This is a genomic window from Kitasatospora sp. NPDC048194, assembly GCF_043202455.1.
In the GTDB taxonomy this organism is placed as follows: domain Bacteria; phylum Actinomycetota; class Actinomycetes; order Streptomycetales; family Streptomycetaceae; genus Kitasatospora.
This window is the reverse complement of the sequence record NZ_JBIDAK010000023.1, coordinates 1-17,844: the sequence shown is the minus strand read 5'-3', so window position 1 is coordinate 17,844 and position 17,844 is coordinate 1. Positions and strand designations below refer to the sequence as shown.

Here is a 17,844-nt window from a genome sequence, read left to right as displayed (position 1 = left end):
GGCACCTGGTCCCCCTGGGACACCTTCGGCGGCGGCGGCCACGACCTCACCGTCGACCACAACCAGGACGGCCGCCTCGAAGTCTTCGCCTCCGGACCCAAGGGCGTCTACCACAAGTACCAGACCAACCCCACCACCTGGTCCGACTGGGAACCCGCCGGCGGACCCACCGACGCCCAACTCACCAGTGAGCGTTCGCCGGACGGCCGGGTCGAGGTGTTCGCGATCAACGGCAGTACGGCGCAGCACGCCTGGCAGACCGGGGTCAACGCGCCCTACCACCCCTGGGACACCTTCGGCGGCGCCGGCACCGAGATCGTCGCGACCGCGAACGCCGACGGCCGGATCGAGGTCTTCGGCACCAGCAGCGCCGGCGTCTACCACAAGTGGCAGACCGGATTCGCCACCTGGTCCGACTGGACCTGGCTCAACACCACCGCGAGACCGGCTGTCCCCTGACCGACCCCGGCCCCGGCACCCCGAGGGCAGGACCACCTCCCCGACCGGCAGGCGCGGCCTGCCGCGGGCGGCCGGAGCGGGAGCTCGAACGCTCCCGCTCCGGCGGTTCCCCCGCACGTGGCCTACGCCACCATGCGGTTTACCGGCATGCTCAAAGAGGTAACGTTCGTCCGTCCGGCAGTGGTCGGCATGCGAATCGGGGGAACGGGGGAGCAGTGCTCGGGACGGAGGAACGGTGAGCGGGATTCTCGTCCACCTGCCGGAGGGGAGCGGCGAGGCCGCGGTGACCCTGCGGCTCGGTCCGGGAGAGCGGGCGCGCTTCGGCCGCGGCTCCGCCGGGACGCCGGTGGAGCTCCGACTCGGCGACGAGGCGGTGTCCCGGCTCGCCGGGGAGATCCACGCGACGGACGACCACTGGCAGTTGAGCAACCTCAGCAACACCCACGCGTACCTGGTGGAGAACCCGGAGGGTGCCGGCGAGTACCTGCGGGTGCCACCGCGGCGGATCGGCGCGCCGATCCCGTTCGAGTTCTCCCGGGTGGTGCTGCCCTCGCGGCGCGAAACCCCGCTGTCCTTCCAGGTGTTCGCGCCCGACCACGTGTACCTCGACCCGCACGCCCACGGCGGCTCCTGGGAGAGCCGCACCATGACGGCGTACTCGCTGGACGAGACCGCCACCTACTTCCTGGTCCTGGTCGCGCTCTGCGAGCCGTGGCTGCGGGACCACTCCCCCGCCGCCGTGCCCACCACTCCGCAGGTCGTGGCGCGGCTGCGCAACCACCCCGCCTGCGCCCGGCTCACCGCCCGCGCGGTCAGCTCGCACCTCGACTACCTGGCCGACGAGAAGCTCCGCATCGAACTGCCCGACGCCGGCGGCCGCGCGGACCGCCGCAACGGCAAGCGCGAGGCCGTCGTCGGACTCGCCCTGAAGTTCGGCATCGTCCGAGAGGAGCACCTGGCGCTCCTGCCGCGCCCCGAAGCCGCCGAGCCCGGGCGGTAGGGGTGCTGATGGTGCACGACCCGGACTCCTGCGAGGACGGCGGGGAACTGCTGCCACCCGGTCACCGGGTCGGGGCGTGGACCGTCATCGGGCCCATCGGGGAGGGCGGCTGGGCGACCGTCTACGCCGCGCGCCTGGCCGAGGACGCCGCCGCCGGTACGGAAGGCGCGGGCGGGCGGGTCGGTACGGACGGCCCGGACGGTACGGACGGCACGGTCGGTTCGGACGACGCGGACGGTACGGTCGCCCTCAAGGTGCTGCCGACTGCCGGGCTCGCGCCCCGCCAGGCCCGGCAGGTCGCCGAAGCCGCCCGGCGGGAGGCCGAGTTGGCCCGCAGTGCCCCGCACCCCCGGCTGGTCCGCCTGCTCGACACCCTCACCCTGGCCGCCCCCGACCACCCCGCGCTCGACGGCTCGATCGTCCTGGTCATGGAACGCGCCCGGTGCACCCTGCGGGACCTGCTGGCCACCGGCGTGGACGAGGAGCAGGGCGCCCGGATCATCGCCGGCATCTGCGAGGGCCTGGCCCACCTGCACCGTTCCGGCTGGGTCCACACCGACCTCAAGCCGGAGAACGTCCTCATCGGCCGGGACGGCGAGGTCCGGCTCTCCGACTTCGGCCTCGCCATCGAACTCGTCGGCACCCACGGCCACTCCGCACCGATGGGCACGCCCGACTACCTCCCGCCGGAGCGCTGGAAGGAGCCGCTCGGCGAGCGCGGCATCAAGATCCGTGCCACGGCCGACATCTGGGCGCTCGGCATCGTGATCCACGAGGTGTTCGCCGCCGGCGTCCCGCCCTTCCCGGGCGCCACCCCCACCGCCCGAAGCGCCGCCGCCCAGCAGTACGCCGAGGGCCGTGCCGCCCTGCGCCTGGCGCCGGACGTCCCCCCGTTCTGGCGCGCCCTCGCCGCCGACTGCCTCGCGCCGACCCATGCCGCGCGCGCCGCGCACACCGCCGAGAGCCTGCTCGCCCGCATCCGGGCGCACCGGTCCGGCCGCCGGTTCCGCCGGGCACGGCCGCGACCGCGCACCGCGCTGCTGGCCCTCGCCACCTGCGCCACGGCCGCCGTCACCGCCGCCGCCCTCTGGCCGGATCCGGGACCGCCCCCGCAGTCCGCCCGCATCCGGGTCTTCAACGCCGAACGCGGCTGCCAGCAGCGCACCGACCGCGACCCCGTGTGCAGTCTCGGCCTGGCCGTCGATCCGCTGCGCCCGTACACCGCCGACAACGTGGTGCCCACCAGGGTCTGGCACGACGACACCCTCGACGCCGACTGCCAGCTCCCCACCGGACTCCCGATCATCGACGAGGAGGACCGCACCTCCACCCTCTGGTACCGGGTCCGGCTCCCCGGGCCCGCCACCGCCTGGCTCCCCGCCGTCCGCACCAGGGACCGCCCGGCGCTCCAGCTCTGCCCCTGACCGGCCTGCGGTCCGTCGGCCCGCCCGCGCGGTACTCCGGATCGTTCCGGATTCCGGCCCGGCGCCCGTCTCACTAGCTTGTCGACGGCGCCCGCCGGACCGGCCGGCCCCGAGGCCAGGGAGTAGTGATGCCGACGACGACCACCACCAGCCGGCCGAGCGCCGCCGTTCTCGGGCACCAGGAGCGCCAGGTGCTCCGGGCCGTCGGCTGCGGCCTGCGCGACGACGAGATCGCCGCCGCCCTCGCCGTGCCCGAGGACGCCGTGGCCGGGCACCTCGCGCGGATCCTGGTGAAGCTCGGCCTGCGCGACCGGGCCGCCGCCATCGTGCACGCCTTCGACTGCGGACTGGTCGTGCCCGGCCGCGGCCCCCGCACCCAGCTGGTGAGCCCGCTGCGGCGCAGCACCGCCGCCCGCCCGGGCGCGCCGTCGGTGCGGATCTCGGTGCTCGGGCCGCTGCGGGCCTGGCAGGACGGGCGTCCCCTGGACCTGGGGCACCTGCGCCAGCAGGCCGTCCTGGCGGCGCTGGCGCTGCGCGCGGGGCGGACGGTCAGCCGACAGGAACTGCTGGACGGGGTCTGGGGGTCGGAGCCGCCGGTCACCAATGTGGTGCCGGTCCACATCTACCGGCTGCGCAAGGCCCTTCGAACGGGGAACTGTCCGGTTCCGGTGATCGAGCACGACCGCTGGGGCTACCGGCTGTCCTCCGGCGCGACCGAGGTGGACGTGGAGCGCATGGAGGGCCTGGTCACGGATGCCGACGCGGCCCACCGGGCGGGCGATCCGGCCGAGGCGGTCCGCCTCTGCTCCCGGGCGCTGGCCCTGTTCCGCGGGGAACTCCTGGCCGGCCTGCCCGGCCCGCTCGCCGAACTGGAGCGGCTGCGGCTCACCGAGCGCAGGGTCGCCGTCGCCCAGCGGAAGCTGGACTGGCAGCTGCGGCTGGGCCAGTGCGCGGAGGCGACCGCCGAGCTGTTCGCCCTGTCCGCGGAACACCCGCTGAACGAGCCGGTGGCCGCGCTGCTGATGCGTGCGCTGTACCGCGGCGGCCGGCAGGCCGACGCCCTGGCCGTGTTCGACCGGGCCCGCCGCCGGCTGGCCGACGAGCTCGGGGTGCCGCCGAGCCGGATGCTGACGCTGACGTACCGGATGATCCTGCGCGGGGACGAGGCCGGGCTCGGCCTGACCGGGGCCGCGCGGTGAGCGGACCGGCGCGGTGAGCGGACCGGCGCGGGAGGGGCCCCACCGGGGCGGTGCGCGGTCGCGCCCCGGTGGAACCCCCTCCCATCCGCGCGGTGCGGCACGGTGTCCGCGTGCTCAGGAGGCGAAGGCCCGTTCCAGCCGGGGGATCAGGTCCCTCAGGTCCTGTTCCCAGCAGCCCCCGTTGTGACCGCCGTTGCACTGGGTGCCCCAGCCGGAGCCGTCGCCGTAGTCGACGTAGTGGTACGGCATGCCGAGGGCGTCCATCCGGTCCTTGACGTGTTTGGCCGCGCCCTCCAGCCAGAACTCCGGCTCGGTGGCCGAGCCCCGTCCGTTGCCGACGTACACGGAGACGCCGATGCCGGCGAGCCTGTCCATGTGCTGTGACGGGTCCGCCTGGTTCCACCGCCAGTCGGCGTTGAACACCGGGTAGGGCGTGCCGAACAGGGCGTCGCTGTCCACCCCCGGCTTGTAGGGGTCGTTGTTCGGGTCGCAGGCCCCGGACGACGAGCCGCAGACCGCCCCCTGCGCGTCGATGAGCGAGGCGACGACGGCCAGCCGCAGGTCCATGGAGTCGGCCGACAGGTCGATGTCCCCCGAGAGGGACGCGGTCTGGCTGAACAGCTCGGGGCGGTCCTGGGCGTAGTGGAAGGCGCCGAACCCGCCCATGGAGACGCCGGCGATCGCCCGGGCCTTCTTGGTCGCGATGGTCCTCAGGTTGGCGTCGATGAACGGGATCACCTGGTTGAGGTGGAAGTTCTCCCAGTTCTGGGCGCCGAGCTGGGTGTGCTGGTCGAGCCAGTTGGCGTACCAGCCCCGGGCGCCGCCGTCCGGGATGACGGTGATCATCGCGTTCGAGGTGGTCAGCGCCGGGTAGTTCTGCTGGATCGGGTCGTCGGGCGAGCCGTGCAGGAAGTACAGCACGGGGTAGCGCCGGGTCGGGTCGTCGTAGTAGCCGCTCGGCAGGATGACCTTGATGTGGTGCTTGCCCGCGACCTCCGGGGTGGTCACGGTCAGGTAGAAGTTCGTCGGGCCGCCCACGGTCGTGTCGACCTGGGTCAGGCCGTATCCGTCCGCCATCCGCGGCGGCGTCCCGGGGTTGCCGGCCGCCCGGGCGGTGCCCGCCGTGGTGGCCGTGCCCAGGACGACGGCCAGCAGCGCCAGCACCGTTCGCCACCGGCGCTTGCGCGCCGTCGCCTTCCTCGTGCTCCTGGTGCTCGTGGTACTCGCCGTGCTCGTGGTACTCGTCGTGCTCGTGGTGCTCGTCACGGTGTTCTCCCCCTCACGGGCTCTGTTCTCATGGGCCTTTCGTTGCGCGGTGCGCTCCCGGCCGGGAGGCCGCCCCTCCGCCGGCGGACGGGCGCGCCGGAGCCGGTCGTCGGAACTCCGGCGCGCCCGAACGGCTTTGTCAGTCCAGGACCTTGACCTCGAGTGCCGGGGAGGCCGCGATCTGGTCGTCGGTGAACCGTTCGGTCACCCACCGGCCGGCCGCGAACAGCTCGGTCTGGTCCGCGTAGTGCGGCGAGGTCGGGTCGGCCGACTGGGAGTAGGCCAGGATCGAGGAGGCCTGCGGCGGACCGTCGGCGGTGAAGCTGGTCTGCTGGATGAAGCTGGAGCCGAAGACGATGTCCAGCTTGCCGTCGACCGTGCCGGGGGTCACCACGTTCAGCACGCCCAGCTCGTGGATGGCCCCGTGGATCGGGATCCGTTCACCGTTGCGGGTGATCTTCTGGACGTCCGACAGGGGCGCGTTCAGCGCGATGCCCGCCTTGCCCAGCGCGAGGACGGCCCGGGCCAGCGCGTCGCGGACGGCGGAGTTCCCCGGATCCAGTGAGTTGGGCGTGTGCACCGGATCCTTGGGATCGAAGGGCACCCGCCACGGCAGCTTCTCGATCGGCTGACCGTTGGTCAGGTAGTACCAGTAGTTCTCGAAGAGCCACGAACCCCGGCTGTCGGCGGTGTACTTGTGGTCCTTCCAGCCGGCCAGGACGGGACACGCCGCGCTCACGTTGACCAGGTTGCCGTCCACCAGGACGAGCCCGAAGGGGACGCTCTGGCACGCGCTCACCGTGGCGTTGAGGGCCAGGTCGGCCGCCCTGCTGTTGTCGGCGAACAGCAGTTGCCGCATGGTTTCCGGGGTGAAGCCCCGGCCCGGCAGTCCGTCGGTGCCGTCGATCCGGTGCTGCGCGGTCAGGAGCAGCTCCTGGGTGCGCAGCGACCGGGGCGCCGCCGTGTCGCCCATCACCCGGGGGAACGACAGCGGCTGCTCGGGGTTGGCCAGCCAGGCGCTGTCGTTGGCGTTGCCGACGAAGTCGGACCGGATCAGGCGGGGCTGCTGGTGCGGGTCCAGCAGGCCGGGCGCGACGGCGTTGGGGTCGTCGGGCCAGTCGCAGGCGCTGCGTTTGCCGTCGAAGATGGAGATCGGCGGCACGTTGGGCAGCCGCAGCGCCTGGTTGAACAGCAGTTGGCCGGTCATGGTGAGGCACGAGCGGGCGTGCTCGTCGGTGATGTTCGGGGTCGCCTGGATGTCCGCGTACAGGGCGTTGCCCTTGCGGTCGGAGGCGACGGTGTTGAAGAAGGGCACGCCCTCCGTGGTCTCCAGGGTCTTCACCACGTCGTCGACGTCCTTGGCCTGGTCGAGGTGGAACCAGGTGTTCAGGGCCCGCAGGTTGTCCATGTTGGCGTCGCGCACGGCGTGGGCGCTCACCACCCAGGGCAGCTGGACGCCCTGCATCGACGTGGTGATCGGGCCGTACCGGGTGGACCACAGCGTCCTGGTGACCCTGCCGACGGAGCCGTCCGGGTTCAGCACGTCGACGCCGACCTGCTGCGAGGTCATCGGCTGCCAGGTGCCGTCCACCAGGTAGTCGGTCGGGTGCAGCGGGTCCACCTGCACGTCGAAGAGACCGAACGGGGCCACCGTGGCGACCGTGTGGCTCCAGGCGACGTCCTCGGTGTGCCCGATGTTCACCGCCGGGAGGCCGAGCAGGCTGGCCCCGGAGACGTTGATCTTCCCCGGGATCGTCAACTGGCTCTGCCACATCCGGTTCTTGCCCTGCCACGGGAAGTGCGGGTTGGCCAGCAGCATGCCGGTGCCCCCGGACACGCCCTGCGAGCCGACCGCCAGGGCGTTGCTGCCCATGCTGCCCTGCTGCCGGGCGGCGGCCATCGCGTCGCGGATCTTCGCCGCGGTCTCCTCGGGCGAGAGCGTCGGCGGCGAGTCGGCGGACGGCGCGGCGGCGGACGGCGCGGCACCGGACGGCGAGCCGGCGGACGGCGCGGCGGTCGACGGGGGCGCGGCCGACGCCCCCGGGGGTGCGGCGTTCACCTCGCCGTCCAGCAGCGGGTCGGCGGACCCCATGATGATCTCGGCGTGCGCGTGCCGGTAGACGTCCAGTTCGGTGATCGGCCGCACCCAGGCCGCGCCGCGGCAGGCCGGGTCGGAGATGTTGTTCACGCCGGTCTCGGCCAGGTACCGGTTGTAGCCCTTCACGTAGCCGCGGATGGCCTCCTTGACCTCGGGCTCCGGCCCGTTGGGGGCGGGCTGGCCGATCAGCCGCTCCACCACCCGGTTGTCGTTGATCCGCTGGAAGTACAGGTCGCTGTTGAGGTTGGTGGTGGTGTTCTGGTGCTCACCGGGGCTGGTCCGGCCGTCGGGTCCGAGGTAGCGGGACCGCTGGGCGTTGACCATCAGATAGGTGTCGGCCAGGGTGCAGATGTTGTCCTTGGCCGCGGCGTACCCGTAGCCCGTGCCCAGCCCCTCCCAGTCGGAGGCGATGATGTGCGGGATCCCGTACTCCGTGTAGCGAATCGTCGGCTTGTCCGGCGCCTGTCCGACGGCCCGCGCCCCCGCCGCCCGTGAGCCGCCGGACTGCGGGCCCGCGGCGGGTGAGCCGGCGGCCGCCGTCGTGCTGATCAACGCCACCACGGCGAGGACCGCCATCGGCAGCCTCGCTGTGGACTTCCTCCGTGGCATCGAGCCGTCCTTCCCCCTGTGGTCGGGTATTTGTCTGTACGCGGCCACGCTAGGGAGGGGCGATGACAGCCCGATGAAGGGTCCGCGCCCGGGGTGCCGGAGCGACCCGGGAGGCCGGAGCACCTCGGGGACAGGAGCACCCGGGGCCCGAAGGGTCACGACCCGCCGGCGACCGGAGCGGCCGGTCGCCGGCGGGTCGTGAAGGAGGCCGGGCCCGCAGGGACCCGGCCCGCGGTCACCAGGACGCCGGGTACCAGGCGCCGTTGTACCACTGCTCGTTGGCGCTGTCGTTGTGGTGGTCCATGTTGAAGTCCTCGGGGTAGTTCCGGACGTGGTTGTTCGGGTAGGTCCAGATCCCGGCGGACTCGTCGCAGACGTAGTCCCAGTGACAGATCGTCTTGACGGGCACGTTGCCGAAGAACCGGTCGGCGCCGGCGAGCGGAGCGCCCACGATGCCGCCGAACGGCACGGAGCCGCCGTTGGCACCGGGCGGGCCCTGGCGCTTGGGGTCGGCGACGAGGATGGCGTTGACGTTGTCGAAGGTCTGCCAGTTCTCGGTCACCCAGGTGTGCACCACCCCGGCCCCCAGCGAGTAGCCGGCCATCTTGACGTGCTGCCAGGGGCAGGCGGCCCGCTGGTCGCGGACCAGCCGGTTCAGCTCGTTGACGCCCGCACGGGCGCTCGCGCCGTTGGGGATCTGGGTCGGGTACCCGACGTGCTGCTGGATGTTGCCGTAGAAGCCGTCGTTGTTCCAGGAGCTGCCGGTGCCCCCGACGACGATCGTGTAGGTGCCCTCGCACGGAGCGGTCACCCTGGTGGTGGCCGCCTGGGCGGTGGCCCCCTGCGCCGCGGTCAGTCCGACCGTCAGCAGCAGTCCGGCGGTGGCGGCCGCGATCCTTCGTCCTCGCATGTTGGTCCTCCCCACGCAGTCGGCCCGCGCGCCCGCTCTCGGTTGCGGTCCGCGGTCGGCCGAGGTCACCGGACGACCGTCGCACCGGTCGATGACATACCGATGAAGCCCGCCGTGGGGGCGCTGCGCCGCCGCTGCCCACACCCTTGCTATGACATATAACCTGTGACATTGTTCTGACCCTGATTCCGGTGACAGGTCGCACGCCGATTCCCCCTCCCCCTCACGGCTGACGCCCCGTCGCCTCCTCCCCCCCCTCAGGACAAGGACACCGCAGTGCGTCTGCGCCAATCCCTTCCGCTCCTGGTGGCCGCCGCCCTCGCCGGCTCCGCCGCCCTGCTCCCCACCCCCGCGCTCGCCGCGTCAGCGGTGACGGTCGCGGCTCCGGCCACGGCGGGGCACTCCCCGACCACGCCGGTCCGGGCAGCCGCCGCTCCCACGCCGTTCGGCGCCGAGATCGCCGCCCCCGCCTCCTCGGAGGAGATGGGCCGCCCCGCCGCGCCACTGCCGCCGGCCCTGCTCGGCCACGCGCTCCAGCCCGCCGGCACCGCCGTCCAGACCGCCCCCGACCAGGGCGCCGCACCGGCGGCCCCGCATTCCCTCGCCGCCCAGGCCCCCGCCGCCGCCAGCTGCACCCCCGCCGACTTCGGCTCCCGCAGCGGCGCCGACCTGGTCTCCTTCGTCCAGGGCTCGACCACCGACTGCGTCAAGACGCTGTACAACGTCACCGGCACCGACGCGGGCAGGATCTTCAAGCAGTCGCAGATGCTCACCGTCGCCAACGCCTTCCGCGCCCAGGCGGCGAACTACACCGGCGACAACACGACCAACGTGCTGCAGCTCGTGCTCTTCCTGCGGGCCGGCTACTACGTCCAGTCCAACAACGCGAGCGCCGTCGGCCCGTACGACGCCACGCTGACCTCAGCCGTCAAGGCCGGCCTCGACGCCTTCCTGGCGAGTCCGCACCGGACGGACGTCAGCGACGCCAACGGCTCCGTCCTCTCCGAGGTGCTGATCCTCACCGACAGCGCCGACCTTCAGGCCCAGTACCTGAACGTCTACAAGCAGGTGCTGAACAGCTACGACAACAGCTACAACGCGTTCCCGAAGATGGTGGGCGCCGTCAACGCCGTGCTGTGGGCCCCGCTGTGGCGGGCCAACTGGAACCCCGCCTACGTCAGCGCCGTCACCGCCGACCCGAGCGTCACCACCACGCTGGCGGCCTTCGCGCAGAACCACAAGGACCTGCTCACCACCGCGAACGCGTTCCTGGACGTCAACGCGGGCAATGACCTCGCCCGCACCGCCGGTGACGGCGGCAGCATCGAGGCCTTCGCCAAGCCGCTGGTCAAGCAGGTGCTGGACACCACCCCGATCTCCGGCGCCGTCGGCAAGCTGTACGTGTACACCGCGTACAACGCCAACCAGTACGACAAGGCGCAGTGCTCCTACTACGGCACCTGCGACCTGCCGGGCAAGCTCACCGCCGCCGTCCTGCCGGCCACCCTGGTCTGCGACAACCGCACCATCCGCGCCGAGGCCCTCTCACCGGCGGACCTGGCCACCGTCTGCGCGAGCCTGCGCGGCGAGGACGGCTTCTTCCACAAGCTCGTCCAGGACAACGGCCCCATCCCCGGCCAGTACGGCAAGACCCTCACCCTCGCCGTCTTCTCCAGCCAGGACGACTACAAGACCTACTCCTGGGCGATCTACGGCAACTCCACCGACAACGGCGGCGAGACCATCATGGACGTCACCGACCCGGCGAACCAGCCCGTGTCGGTGATGTACCAGAAGTCCTGGAACGACGGCTTCCCAGCCAACGTGTGGAACCTCAACCACGAGTACACCCACTACCTCGACAACATCTACGACATGAAGGGCGACTTCACCACCGAGATCTCCGTCCCGGACATCTGGTGGATCGAGGGCGTCGCCGAGTACGAGTCCTACGCCTACCGCGGCACCACCGACACCCAGGCGATGACCGAGGCCGCCACCCACCGGTACAAGCTCAGCACCGTCTTCCAGAACACCTACGCCAACTCGGACACGGTGCGCACCTACCCGTGGGGCTACCTGGCCGTGCGGTACATGTTCGAGAAGCACCCCGCCGACGTCCGCGCCATGCTCGGCCACTTCCGCACCGGTGACTACCAGGGCGGCTACGCCGTCTACAACGGCCTCGGCACCTCCTACGACGCCGACTTCGACGCCTGGCTGAACACCTGCGCGGCCGGCGCCTGCTACGCCGACGGCCCCACCGCCCTGTTCGGCCAGTCCGTCGACGGCGCGACCGTCACCCTCACCGACAAGTCCATCGAGAGCAACTCCTCGGCGACGCTGTCCTCCTGGCACTGGACCTTCGGCGACGGCACCAGCTCCGACGAGCGGAACCCGGCCCACACCTACGCCGCCCCCGGCACCTACACCGTCGCGCTGACCGTCACCGACAGCGCCGGCAGGACCGCCAGCACCCCGTCCTCGGTGACCGTCACCACCGGCGGCACGCTGCCGACCTGCACCGACCCGCGCACCGACGCGCTCGGCCAGAACTGCTCCCGCCCGAACCAGGCCCGCACCGCCGGCGCTCTCGACTACTTCTACGTCTACCTGCCGGCCGGCACCACCACCCTGAAGGTCTCCACCTCCGGCGGCACCGGAAACGCCTCGCTCTACTACAACCCTGACACCTGGGCCTCCCCCAGCGCGTACACCGCCTCCTCCACCAACCCCGGAACCGCCCAGACGCTCACCGTCACCAACACCACCGCCGGCTACCGGTACATCAGCCTGTACGCCAACACCGACTTCAGCGGAGTGACCGTCAGCACGCGTTACTGACAGCACTTCTCGGAAGTTCCTCCGGGAAGTTCCTCCCGGAAGTTCCGAACGAGCGGCGCGTCCCCTGCCCGGGGACGCGCCGCTCGCGCGTTTCGGGCCGGGCGCGGGCGACCGGGAGCGCACTCCTGCCGACCGCCGCGCGAAATGGATTCGCCGATATGCGCCCGCCCGCCTCCGCCGGTCGGCGCGAAAGGCCGGTGGCAAGAACCGGGCGGCCCAATCCGGGCGCGGCGTAATCCTTTCGGTCCCGCTGCCGGCGCCGGGCCCGGATGTCCGGGTGCGGCCGTGGAACGCGCGGGGCGGAACGGGGAATGGGCAGCGTACCGCACCGGACGCCCCGCAGTGGGTGAGATCGCGCCAAAATCACCGGCGGGGGACGCCGGCATCCCGGCCGGCCGTCGTTCCGGCCTCCTGAACAGGCGAAGCGGCGGTCCTCCGGTCGACCCGGCTGACCTCGCGTCAACGTCCCATACCAAGAGCGGCGTCGACGATCCAGACCTTCTTTCGAGGTGATTTGCAAGTAGTCTGTCGTCACCCGCTCGAGAACCCGTGCGGCCTCCGGATCAATCCCGGAACCAGGGCGTTTCCGTCGAGCGGTCGACACGTTTTTCGTTACTGGGGGTGACTTTGTGGCGGAGGGTCACGCAATGCATTTCCATGTCTTAGGCCCGCTGGCGGTCCAGGCCAATGGAATACCAGTGCATCCGGGGTCTGCGCGCCAACGGGCAGTATTGTCCGCCCTTCTCCTGACGCCGGGCCAGCCGGTGACGGCGGAGCAGCTCACCGAGGCCGTCTGGCCGAGGAACCCGCCGAACGACGTCATGGCGAACCTGCACAGCTATGTGTCCAACCTCCGGCGGCTGTTGGAGCCGAACCGGCCACCCCGCAGTCGTGACACCGTCCTGCGTCGCGAACAGACCGGCTACGTGCTGGCGGTGAACGCCGACTGCCTCGACGCGGCGCTCTTCGAACGCCTGCTGCACGACGGGCGGCGGCTGCTCCAGGCGGGGACGTACCAGAAGGCCAGCCGCACCCTCGGGAAGGCCCTGGCGCTGTGGCGGGGATCGCCCTACCCGGAGGTCAGCGACTACGCGCTCGGCGCCCAGGCGGCCTCCCGGTTCGAGGAGTTGCGGCTCCTCGCCCTCGAGAGCCTGTGGGAGGCCAGGCTGGCCGAGGAGCACGACTTCTCGGTGATCGCCGCCGAACTGCCGGCGCTCACCCTGCGCTTCCCGACCCGGGAGCGGTTCAGTTGGCTGCTGATGAAGGCGCTGTATCGGTCCGGGCGGCGGGCCGAGGCGATCGACGCCTACCACCGGACCCGACGGACCCTGGCGGAGGAGTACGGCGTGGACCCGGGCGCCGAGTTGCAGGAACTGTTCGGCTCGATCCTGCGCGGCGACCCGGTCGCGGGCTGCGCGTGAGCACACCTCGGCCGTAGGCGCCCGCCGACAGCCCGGTGGCGACGGGTGAACCGCCCGCCGCCACCGGGCCCTCTTGTCGCGGAACATATGACATGGGCATGGTCGACACTTCCGGGCGGACGTCCAGGGCCGTCGGGGCGGCCCCCGCGCGCACTCCAAGACTCCTCCAAGTCGCCTCCAAGTCGTCGCCAAGATCGTTCTGCCAGTCTTCTTGTCGCCGAGCGGATAGATCGACATGAGGCGGTGGCAGCCGCCTCTCCCGGACGAAGGAGGCAGGCCACCGCGGGCGCGCGGCATTTGACGGATCCGGAAGACCGGACCGGACACGGGAGCGGGGACGGACGCGGGGACGGGACCTGGGGCGGGGGCCGGTGTCGGAGCCGGGGACCGGTGTCCGAGCCGGGGACCGGCGTTGGAGACGGGGCCGGCGTCGGAGCCCGGAGACGGCGACGGACCGTCGCCCACGGGACGGACCGCCTCGGCCCTCGCACGCGCAGCGACCGCGGAACGCGCTCCGTCGCCGTCTGCTCCGGTGCGGCGGGCAGCAGACCGAGACCACGAGGAAGGCCGAGTACGCAGTGCCCCAGACGAGTTGTGAGGACGACCCGGTCGCCGTCATCGGACTTTCCTGCCCGCCGCCCGGCCCCCGAGCCGACCACCAGGACGAGCCGCAGGGCGACCGGCGGGACGACCCGCGGGGCTACGACGGCCCGGACGGCGGCCCCGCGTTCTTCGGCATCCCGGCCGCCCAGGCCGCCGGGTACCGCCCCGAGGACTGGCAGTTGCTGGAACTCGCCTGGAGCGCGCTGGAGGACGCCGGGATCGTGCCCGCCTCGCTGCGCGGAAGCCGGACCGGGGTCTTCCTCGGCCCGTCCTCACCGAAGCCCTCGGCGGAGCGCCTCGCCGCCGTCCTCGACCTCCACGGGCCCCGGGTGACCGTCGACCCGTCCGGTCGCCCAAGGCCGTCAGACCCCGCGGAGCCGTCAGACCCGGCGGGGCCGTCCGAGCCGCCCGCCCGGTCGGCCGTCGCGCTGGCCGCGGCGAGCCTGCTCCGCGCGGAATGCGACCTCGCCCTCGCCGGTGACGGTGACACCGTCCTCGCCGTGCTCCGGCGGCTGCCGGACGCGCAACGCGACGGGGACCGGATCCAGGGTGTGGTCACTGTCGAGCACGCCACCGCCGGCGTCGGCCTCCTCGGCCTGGTCGGAGCCGCGCCGGCCGGTCCGGCGGCAGCCCGGCCCGCCCCGGTGGCCCGGCTCGCCGCCCGGCCGCTGCTCGCCACCACCTGGACGCCGCTGGTCCTCTCCGCCCGCAGCGACGACGCCCTGCGCGCCCAGGCCCGCGCGCTCCGGGACCGGCTGGCGGCCGATCCCGGCCTCCGACCCGCCGACGCCGGCTACTCGCTGGCCGTCACCAGGACGGCCTTCGAACGGCGCGCCGCCCTGGTCGTCGACAGCAGAGCGGACGCCCTCGACGGCCTGCGTGCCCTCGCCGAGGGCGGCTCCACCCCGTCGCTGGTGCGCGGGACGGCGGAGCCCGGCCGCGGAGCCGTCTTCGTCTTCCCCGGCCAGGGCACCCAGTGGCAGGGCATGGCCCTCGACCTGCTGGAGGCCTCGGAGCCGTTCCGGGAGCACATCCGGGCCTGCGAGGACGCGCTCGCGCCGTACGTCCCGTGGTCGCTGACCGACGTGCTGCGCGGAGCGCCGGGCGCCCCCGCACCGGTGGCGGTCGACGTCGTCCAGCCCGTCCTGTTCGCCGTGATGGTCTCGCTCGCCGCGCTGTGGCGGGCCTGCGGAGTGGCACCCGCCGCCGTGGTGGGCGCCAGCCTCGGCGAGATCGCGGCCGCCCACGTCGCCGGCGCACTCGACCTGGACGACGCCGCCAAGGTGGTGGCGCTGTGGAGCCGGGCCCAGGCCGCCGCCGCCGGCCAGGGCGACCTCGTCTCCGCCCTCCTGACCCGCGAGCAGCTCGCACCCCGGCTCGCCCGCCGGCCGGGCCGACTGGTCGTGGCCGGCAGCAACGGCCCGCGGTCCGTCCTGTTCTCCGGCGACCGGGAGGCCGTCGACGAACTGCTCGCCGAGCTCACGGCCGAGGGCATCCGGGCGAAGCGGCTCAGCAACGGACTCGCCGCGCACTCCCCCGGGCTGGGCCTCGACCGCGAGCTCGTCCTCGACGGCCTGGCCGACGTCCGCCCGCGCAGCTGCACCGTGCCGTTCTACTCCTCCCTCACCGGCGGACTGCTGGACACCGCGGCCCTGGACGCCGGCTACTGGCTCCGGAACATCACCAGCGAGATCCGCTTCGAGGAGGCCACCCGCGCGCTGCTGGCCGACGGGCACCGGCTGTTCCTGGAGGTCAGCCCGCACCCCGGCCTGCTCGGAGGCCTCCAGGAGACCCTGGACGACGAGGGCCTGACGGACGCGGCCGTCGTCGGCACCCTGCGCCGCGACCGGGGCGGCGCCGACCGGTTCCTCACCGCGATGGCCGAACTGCACGTCCGGGGAGCCGCGCCGGACTGGCAGGCCGTCCTCGGCGGATCCGGCGCCCGGCGCGTCCCGCTGCCGACGTACCCGTTCCGCGCCGCACGGTCGGACGCCTCCCGCCCGGGCATCGCCGGGGCCGCCGCGCTCCGCTCCGGCGCCGACCGGCGCCGCCGGATCGGCGACCTGGTGCGCACCGAGATCGCGGCACTGCGCGGCGCCGCGGCGGCCGGCGCCGACGGGAACCGGCCGCTCCGGGACCTCGGCTTCGACTCCGCCATGGCGGTCGAACTGCGCAACCGGCTCGCGGCTGCGACCGGCCTGCCGCTGCCGCTCACGCTGCTCTTCGACCACCCGACCCGGGAGGCCCTGGAGCGTGAGCTGCTCGCCCGGCTGACCGGTGAGACCGTCGCCCCGACGGAGCCGGACCCGACCGCGGCCGACGACCGGGAGCCGATCGCCATCGTCGCGATGGCCTGCCGCTACCCCGGCGGCGCCGACTCCGCCGAGCGGCTGTGGCAGCTCGTCGCGGACGGCCGGGACGCCGTCACGCCGTTCCCCGACAACCGCGGCTGGGACCTGGACGCGCTGTACGACCCGGACCCGACGCGCAGCGGTCGCACCTACGCCCGTGAGGGCGGCTTCCTGCACGACGCGGACCGGTTCGACGCCGGGTTCTTCGGGATCAGCCCGCGCGAGGCGCTGGCGATGGACCCCCAGCAGCGGCTGCTGCTGGAGACCTCCTGGGAGGCGTTCGAGCGGGCCGGCATCGACCCCGCGTCGCTGCGCGGCACCCGGACCGGCGTCTACGTCGGCGCGATGACGCAGGACTACGGCGTCCGGATGCACGAGGCGCCCGCCACCGTCGAGGGGCACGTCCTGACCGGCTCGACCGTGAGCGTCCTGTCCGGCCGGCTGTCCTACGTGTTCGGCCTGGAGGGGCCGGCGATCACCGTGGACACGGCGTGCTCCTCCTCGCTGGTCGCCCTGCACCTCGCCGCCCGGGCCCTGCGCTCCGGCGAATGCTCGATGGCGCTCGCGGGCGGGGCGGCCGTGATGGCCTCACCGGGCATGTTCGTCGAGTTCAGCCGGCAGCGCGGCCTCGCTCCCGACGGGCGCTGCAAGGCCTTCGCGGCCGCCGCCGACGGCACCGGTTGGGCGGAGGGTGTCGGTGTCCTGCTGCTGGAGCGGCTCTCCGACGCGCGGCGCAACGGCCACCGGGTGCTGGCGGTGGTGCGCGGCTCGGCCGTCAACCAGGACGGCGCCTCCAACGGGCTCTCCGCGCCGAACGGCCCCTCTCAGCAGCGGGCGATCCGGGCCGCGCTCGCGGATGCGGGCCTGACGCCGGCCGATGTGGACGCGGTCGAGGCGCACGGGACGGGCACCCGGCTGGGCGATCCGATCGAGGCCCAGGCCCTGCTGGCGACGTACGGGCAGGAGCGGCCTGCCGAACGGCCGCTGCTGCTGGGCTCGTTGAAGTCCAACATCGGCCACACCCAGGCGGCGGCCGGGGTCGGCGGCGTCATCAAGATGGTGATGGCGATGCGGCACGGCGTGCTGCCGCCCACCCTGCACGTCGACGAGCCCACCCCGCACGTCGACTGGTCCTCCGGCGCGGTCGAACTGCTCACCGAGGCCCGGGAGTGGCCGGCCGGCGAGCGGACCCGCCGGGCCGCCGTGTCCTCCTTCGGCATCAGCGGGACGAACGCGCACGTCATCCTGGAGGAGGCGCCGCCGGTCGAGGACGCGCCCGCAGCGGCGAAGCGGCCGGAGGGTACGGCGCCTTCGCCCGTGGTGCCGTGGGTGCTGTCCGCACGGACCCCTGCCGCACTGCGCGCCCGGGCCGAACAGCTGCGGGAAGCCGTCGAAGCACGGCCCGAGTGGGCGGCCGCCGACGTGGCCTGCGCGCTGGTATCCGGGCGCTCGGTCTTCGAACACCGCGCGGTGGTGATCGGGGAGAGCCGTACGGAGTTGCTGAGCGGTCTCGCCGCCGTCGTTGACGGGTCGGTGCCGACTCCGGACGGTACGAGCGCCTTCGAGCGTCCGGTGTTCGTGTTCCCCGGCCAGGGTTCGCAGTGGGCCGGCATGGGCGCCGAACTCCTCGACACCTCCCCCGTCTTCGCGGACTCCATCG

Annotated in this window: 9 protein-coding genes and 1 pseudogene; 7 read left to right on the top strand and 3 right to left on the bottom strand. The window is 73.1% G+C overall.

The features are described 5' to 3' along the window. The 4 genes and pseudogenes from ACGF07_RS24950 to ACGF07_RS24935 all read left to right on the top strand — a co-directional run. Positions 1 to 459, top strand: a pseudogene (locus tag ACGF07_RS24950) (M23 family peptidase); the annotation flags it as partial. A 235-nt stretch (positions 460 to 694) separates the two neighbouring features. Further along, the gene (locus tag ACGF07_RS24945; RefSeq protein WP_350741026.1) at positions 695 to 1,459 is read left to right on the top strand and encodes a serine/threonine protein kinase; all 765 of its coding nucleotides are present in this window, start codon (positions 695 to 697) and stop codon (positions 1,457 to 1,459) included. 8 nt (positions 1,460 to 1,467) lie between these two features. Further along, positions 1,468 to 2,883, top strand: coding sequence for a serine/threonine-protein kinase (locus ACGF07_RS24940; protein WP_392902135.1), 1,416 nt, complete (start codon positions 1,468 to 1,470; stop codon positions 2,881 to 2,883). 128 nt (positions 2,884 to 3,011) lie between these two features. Continuing rightward, on the top strand, positions 3,012 to 4,082 hold the full coding sequence (locus tag ACGF07_RS24935) for a BTAD domain-containing putative transcriptional regulator (protein ID WP_350741022.1): 1,071 nt from the start codon (positions 3,012 to 3,014) through the stop codon (positions 4,080 to 4,082). Positions 4,083 to 4,196: 114 nt separating this feature from the next. Here the strand turns inward: ACGF07_RS24935 and ACGF07_RS24930 are convergent, their stop codons facing one another. From ACGF07_RS24930 to ACGF07_RS24920, 3 genes are all read right to left on the bottom strand, one after another. Further along, a complete protein-coding gene (locus tag ACGF07_RS24930; protein WP_392902225.1) occupies positions 4,197 to 5,246 on the bottom strand; it encodes an alpha/beta hydrolase in 1,050 nt (349 codons plus the stop codon). A gap of 241 nt (positions 5,247 to 5,487) precedes the next feature. Next, positions 5,488 to 8,055 (bottom strand): penicillin acylase family protein, encoded by a 2,568-nt coding sequence (locus tag ACGF07_RS24925; RefSeq protein ID WP_392902133.1) that lies wholly within the window; start codon positions 8,053 to 8,055, stop codon positions 5,488 to 5,490. A gap of 235 nt (positions 8,056 to 8,290) precedes the next feature. Further along, positions 8,291 to 8,965: a cutinase family protein gene (locus tag ACGF07_RS24920; RefSeq protein WP_350749998.1), complete on the bottom strand. Its 675-nt coding sequence runs from the start codon at positions 8,963 to 8,965 to the stop codon at positions 8,291 to 8,293. Positions 8,966 to 9,241: 276 nt separating this feature from the next. On the opposite strand from ACGF07_RS24920, the gene ACGF07_RS24915 reads away from it, so the two are divergent. From ACGF07_RS24915 to ACGF07_RS24905, 3 genes are all read left to right on the top strand, one after another. Continuing rightward, positions 9,242 to 11,809, top strand: a complete 2,568-nt coding sequence (locus ACGF07_RS24915) for a collagenase (protein ID WP_392902131.1) — start codon at positions 9,242 to 9,244, stop codon at positions 11,807 to 11,809. 647 nt (positions 11,810 to 12,456) lie between these two features. After that, the gene (locus ACGF07_RS24910; protein WP_350749081.1) at positions 12,457 to 13,230 is read left to right on the top strand and encodes an AfsR/SARP family transcriptional regulator; all 774 of its coding nucleotides are present in this window, start codon (positions 12,457 to 12,459) and stop codon (positions 13,228 to 13,230) included. A 578-nt stretch (positions 13,231 to 13,808) separates the two neighbouring features. Next, positions 13,809 to 17,844 (top strand): beta-ketoacyl synthase N-terminal-like domain-containing protein (locus ACGF07_RS24905; RefSeq protein WP_392902128.1); only part of this gene is annotated, 4,036 nt, incomplete at its 3' end.

Coding starts and splice junctions, on each gene's coding strand:
- ACGF07_RS24940 (WP_392902135.1), top strand. CDS start 1,468: ATGGTGCACGACCCGGACTCCTGCGAGGACGGCGGGGAACTGCTGCCA.
- ACGF07_RS24935 (WP_350741022.1), top strand. CDS start 3,012: ATGCCGACGACGACCACCACCAGCCGGCCGAGCGCCGCCGTTCTCGGG.
- ACGF07_RS24925 (WP_392902133.1), bottom strand. CDS start 8,055: ATGCCACGGAGGAAGTCCACAGCGAGGCTGCCGATGGCGGTCCTCGCC.
- ACGF07_RS24920 (WP_350749998.1), bottom strand. CDS start 8,965: ATGCGAGGACGAAGGATCGCGGCCGCCACCGCCGGACTGCTGCTGACG.
- ACGF07_RS24910 (WP_350749081.1), top strand. CDS start 12,457: ATGCATTTCCATGTCTTAGGCCCGCTGGCGGTCCAGGCCAATGGAATA.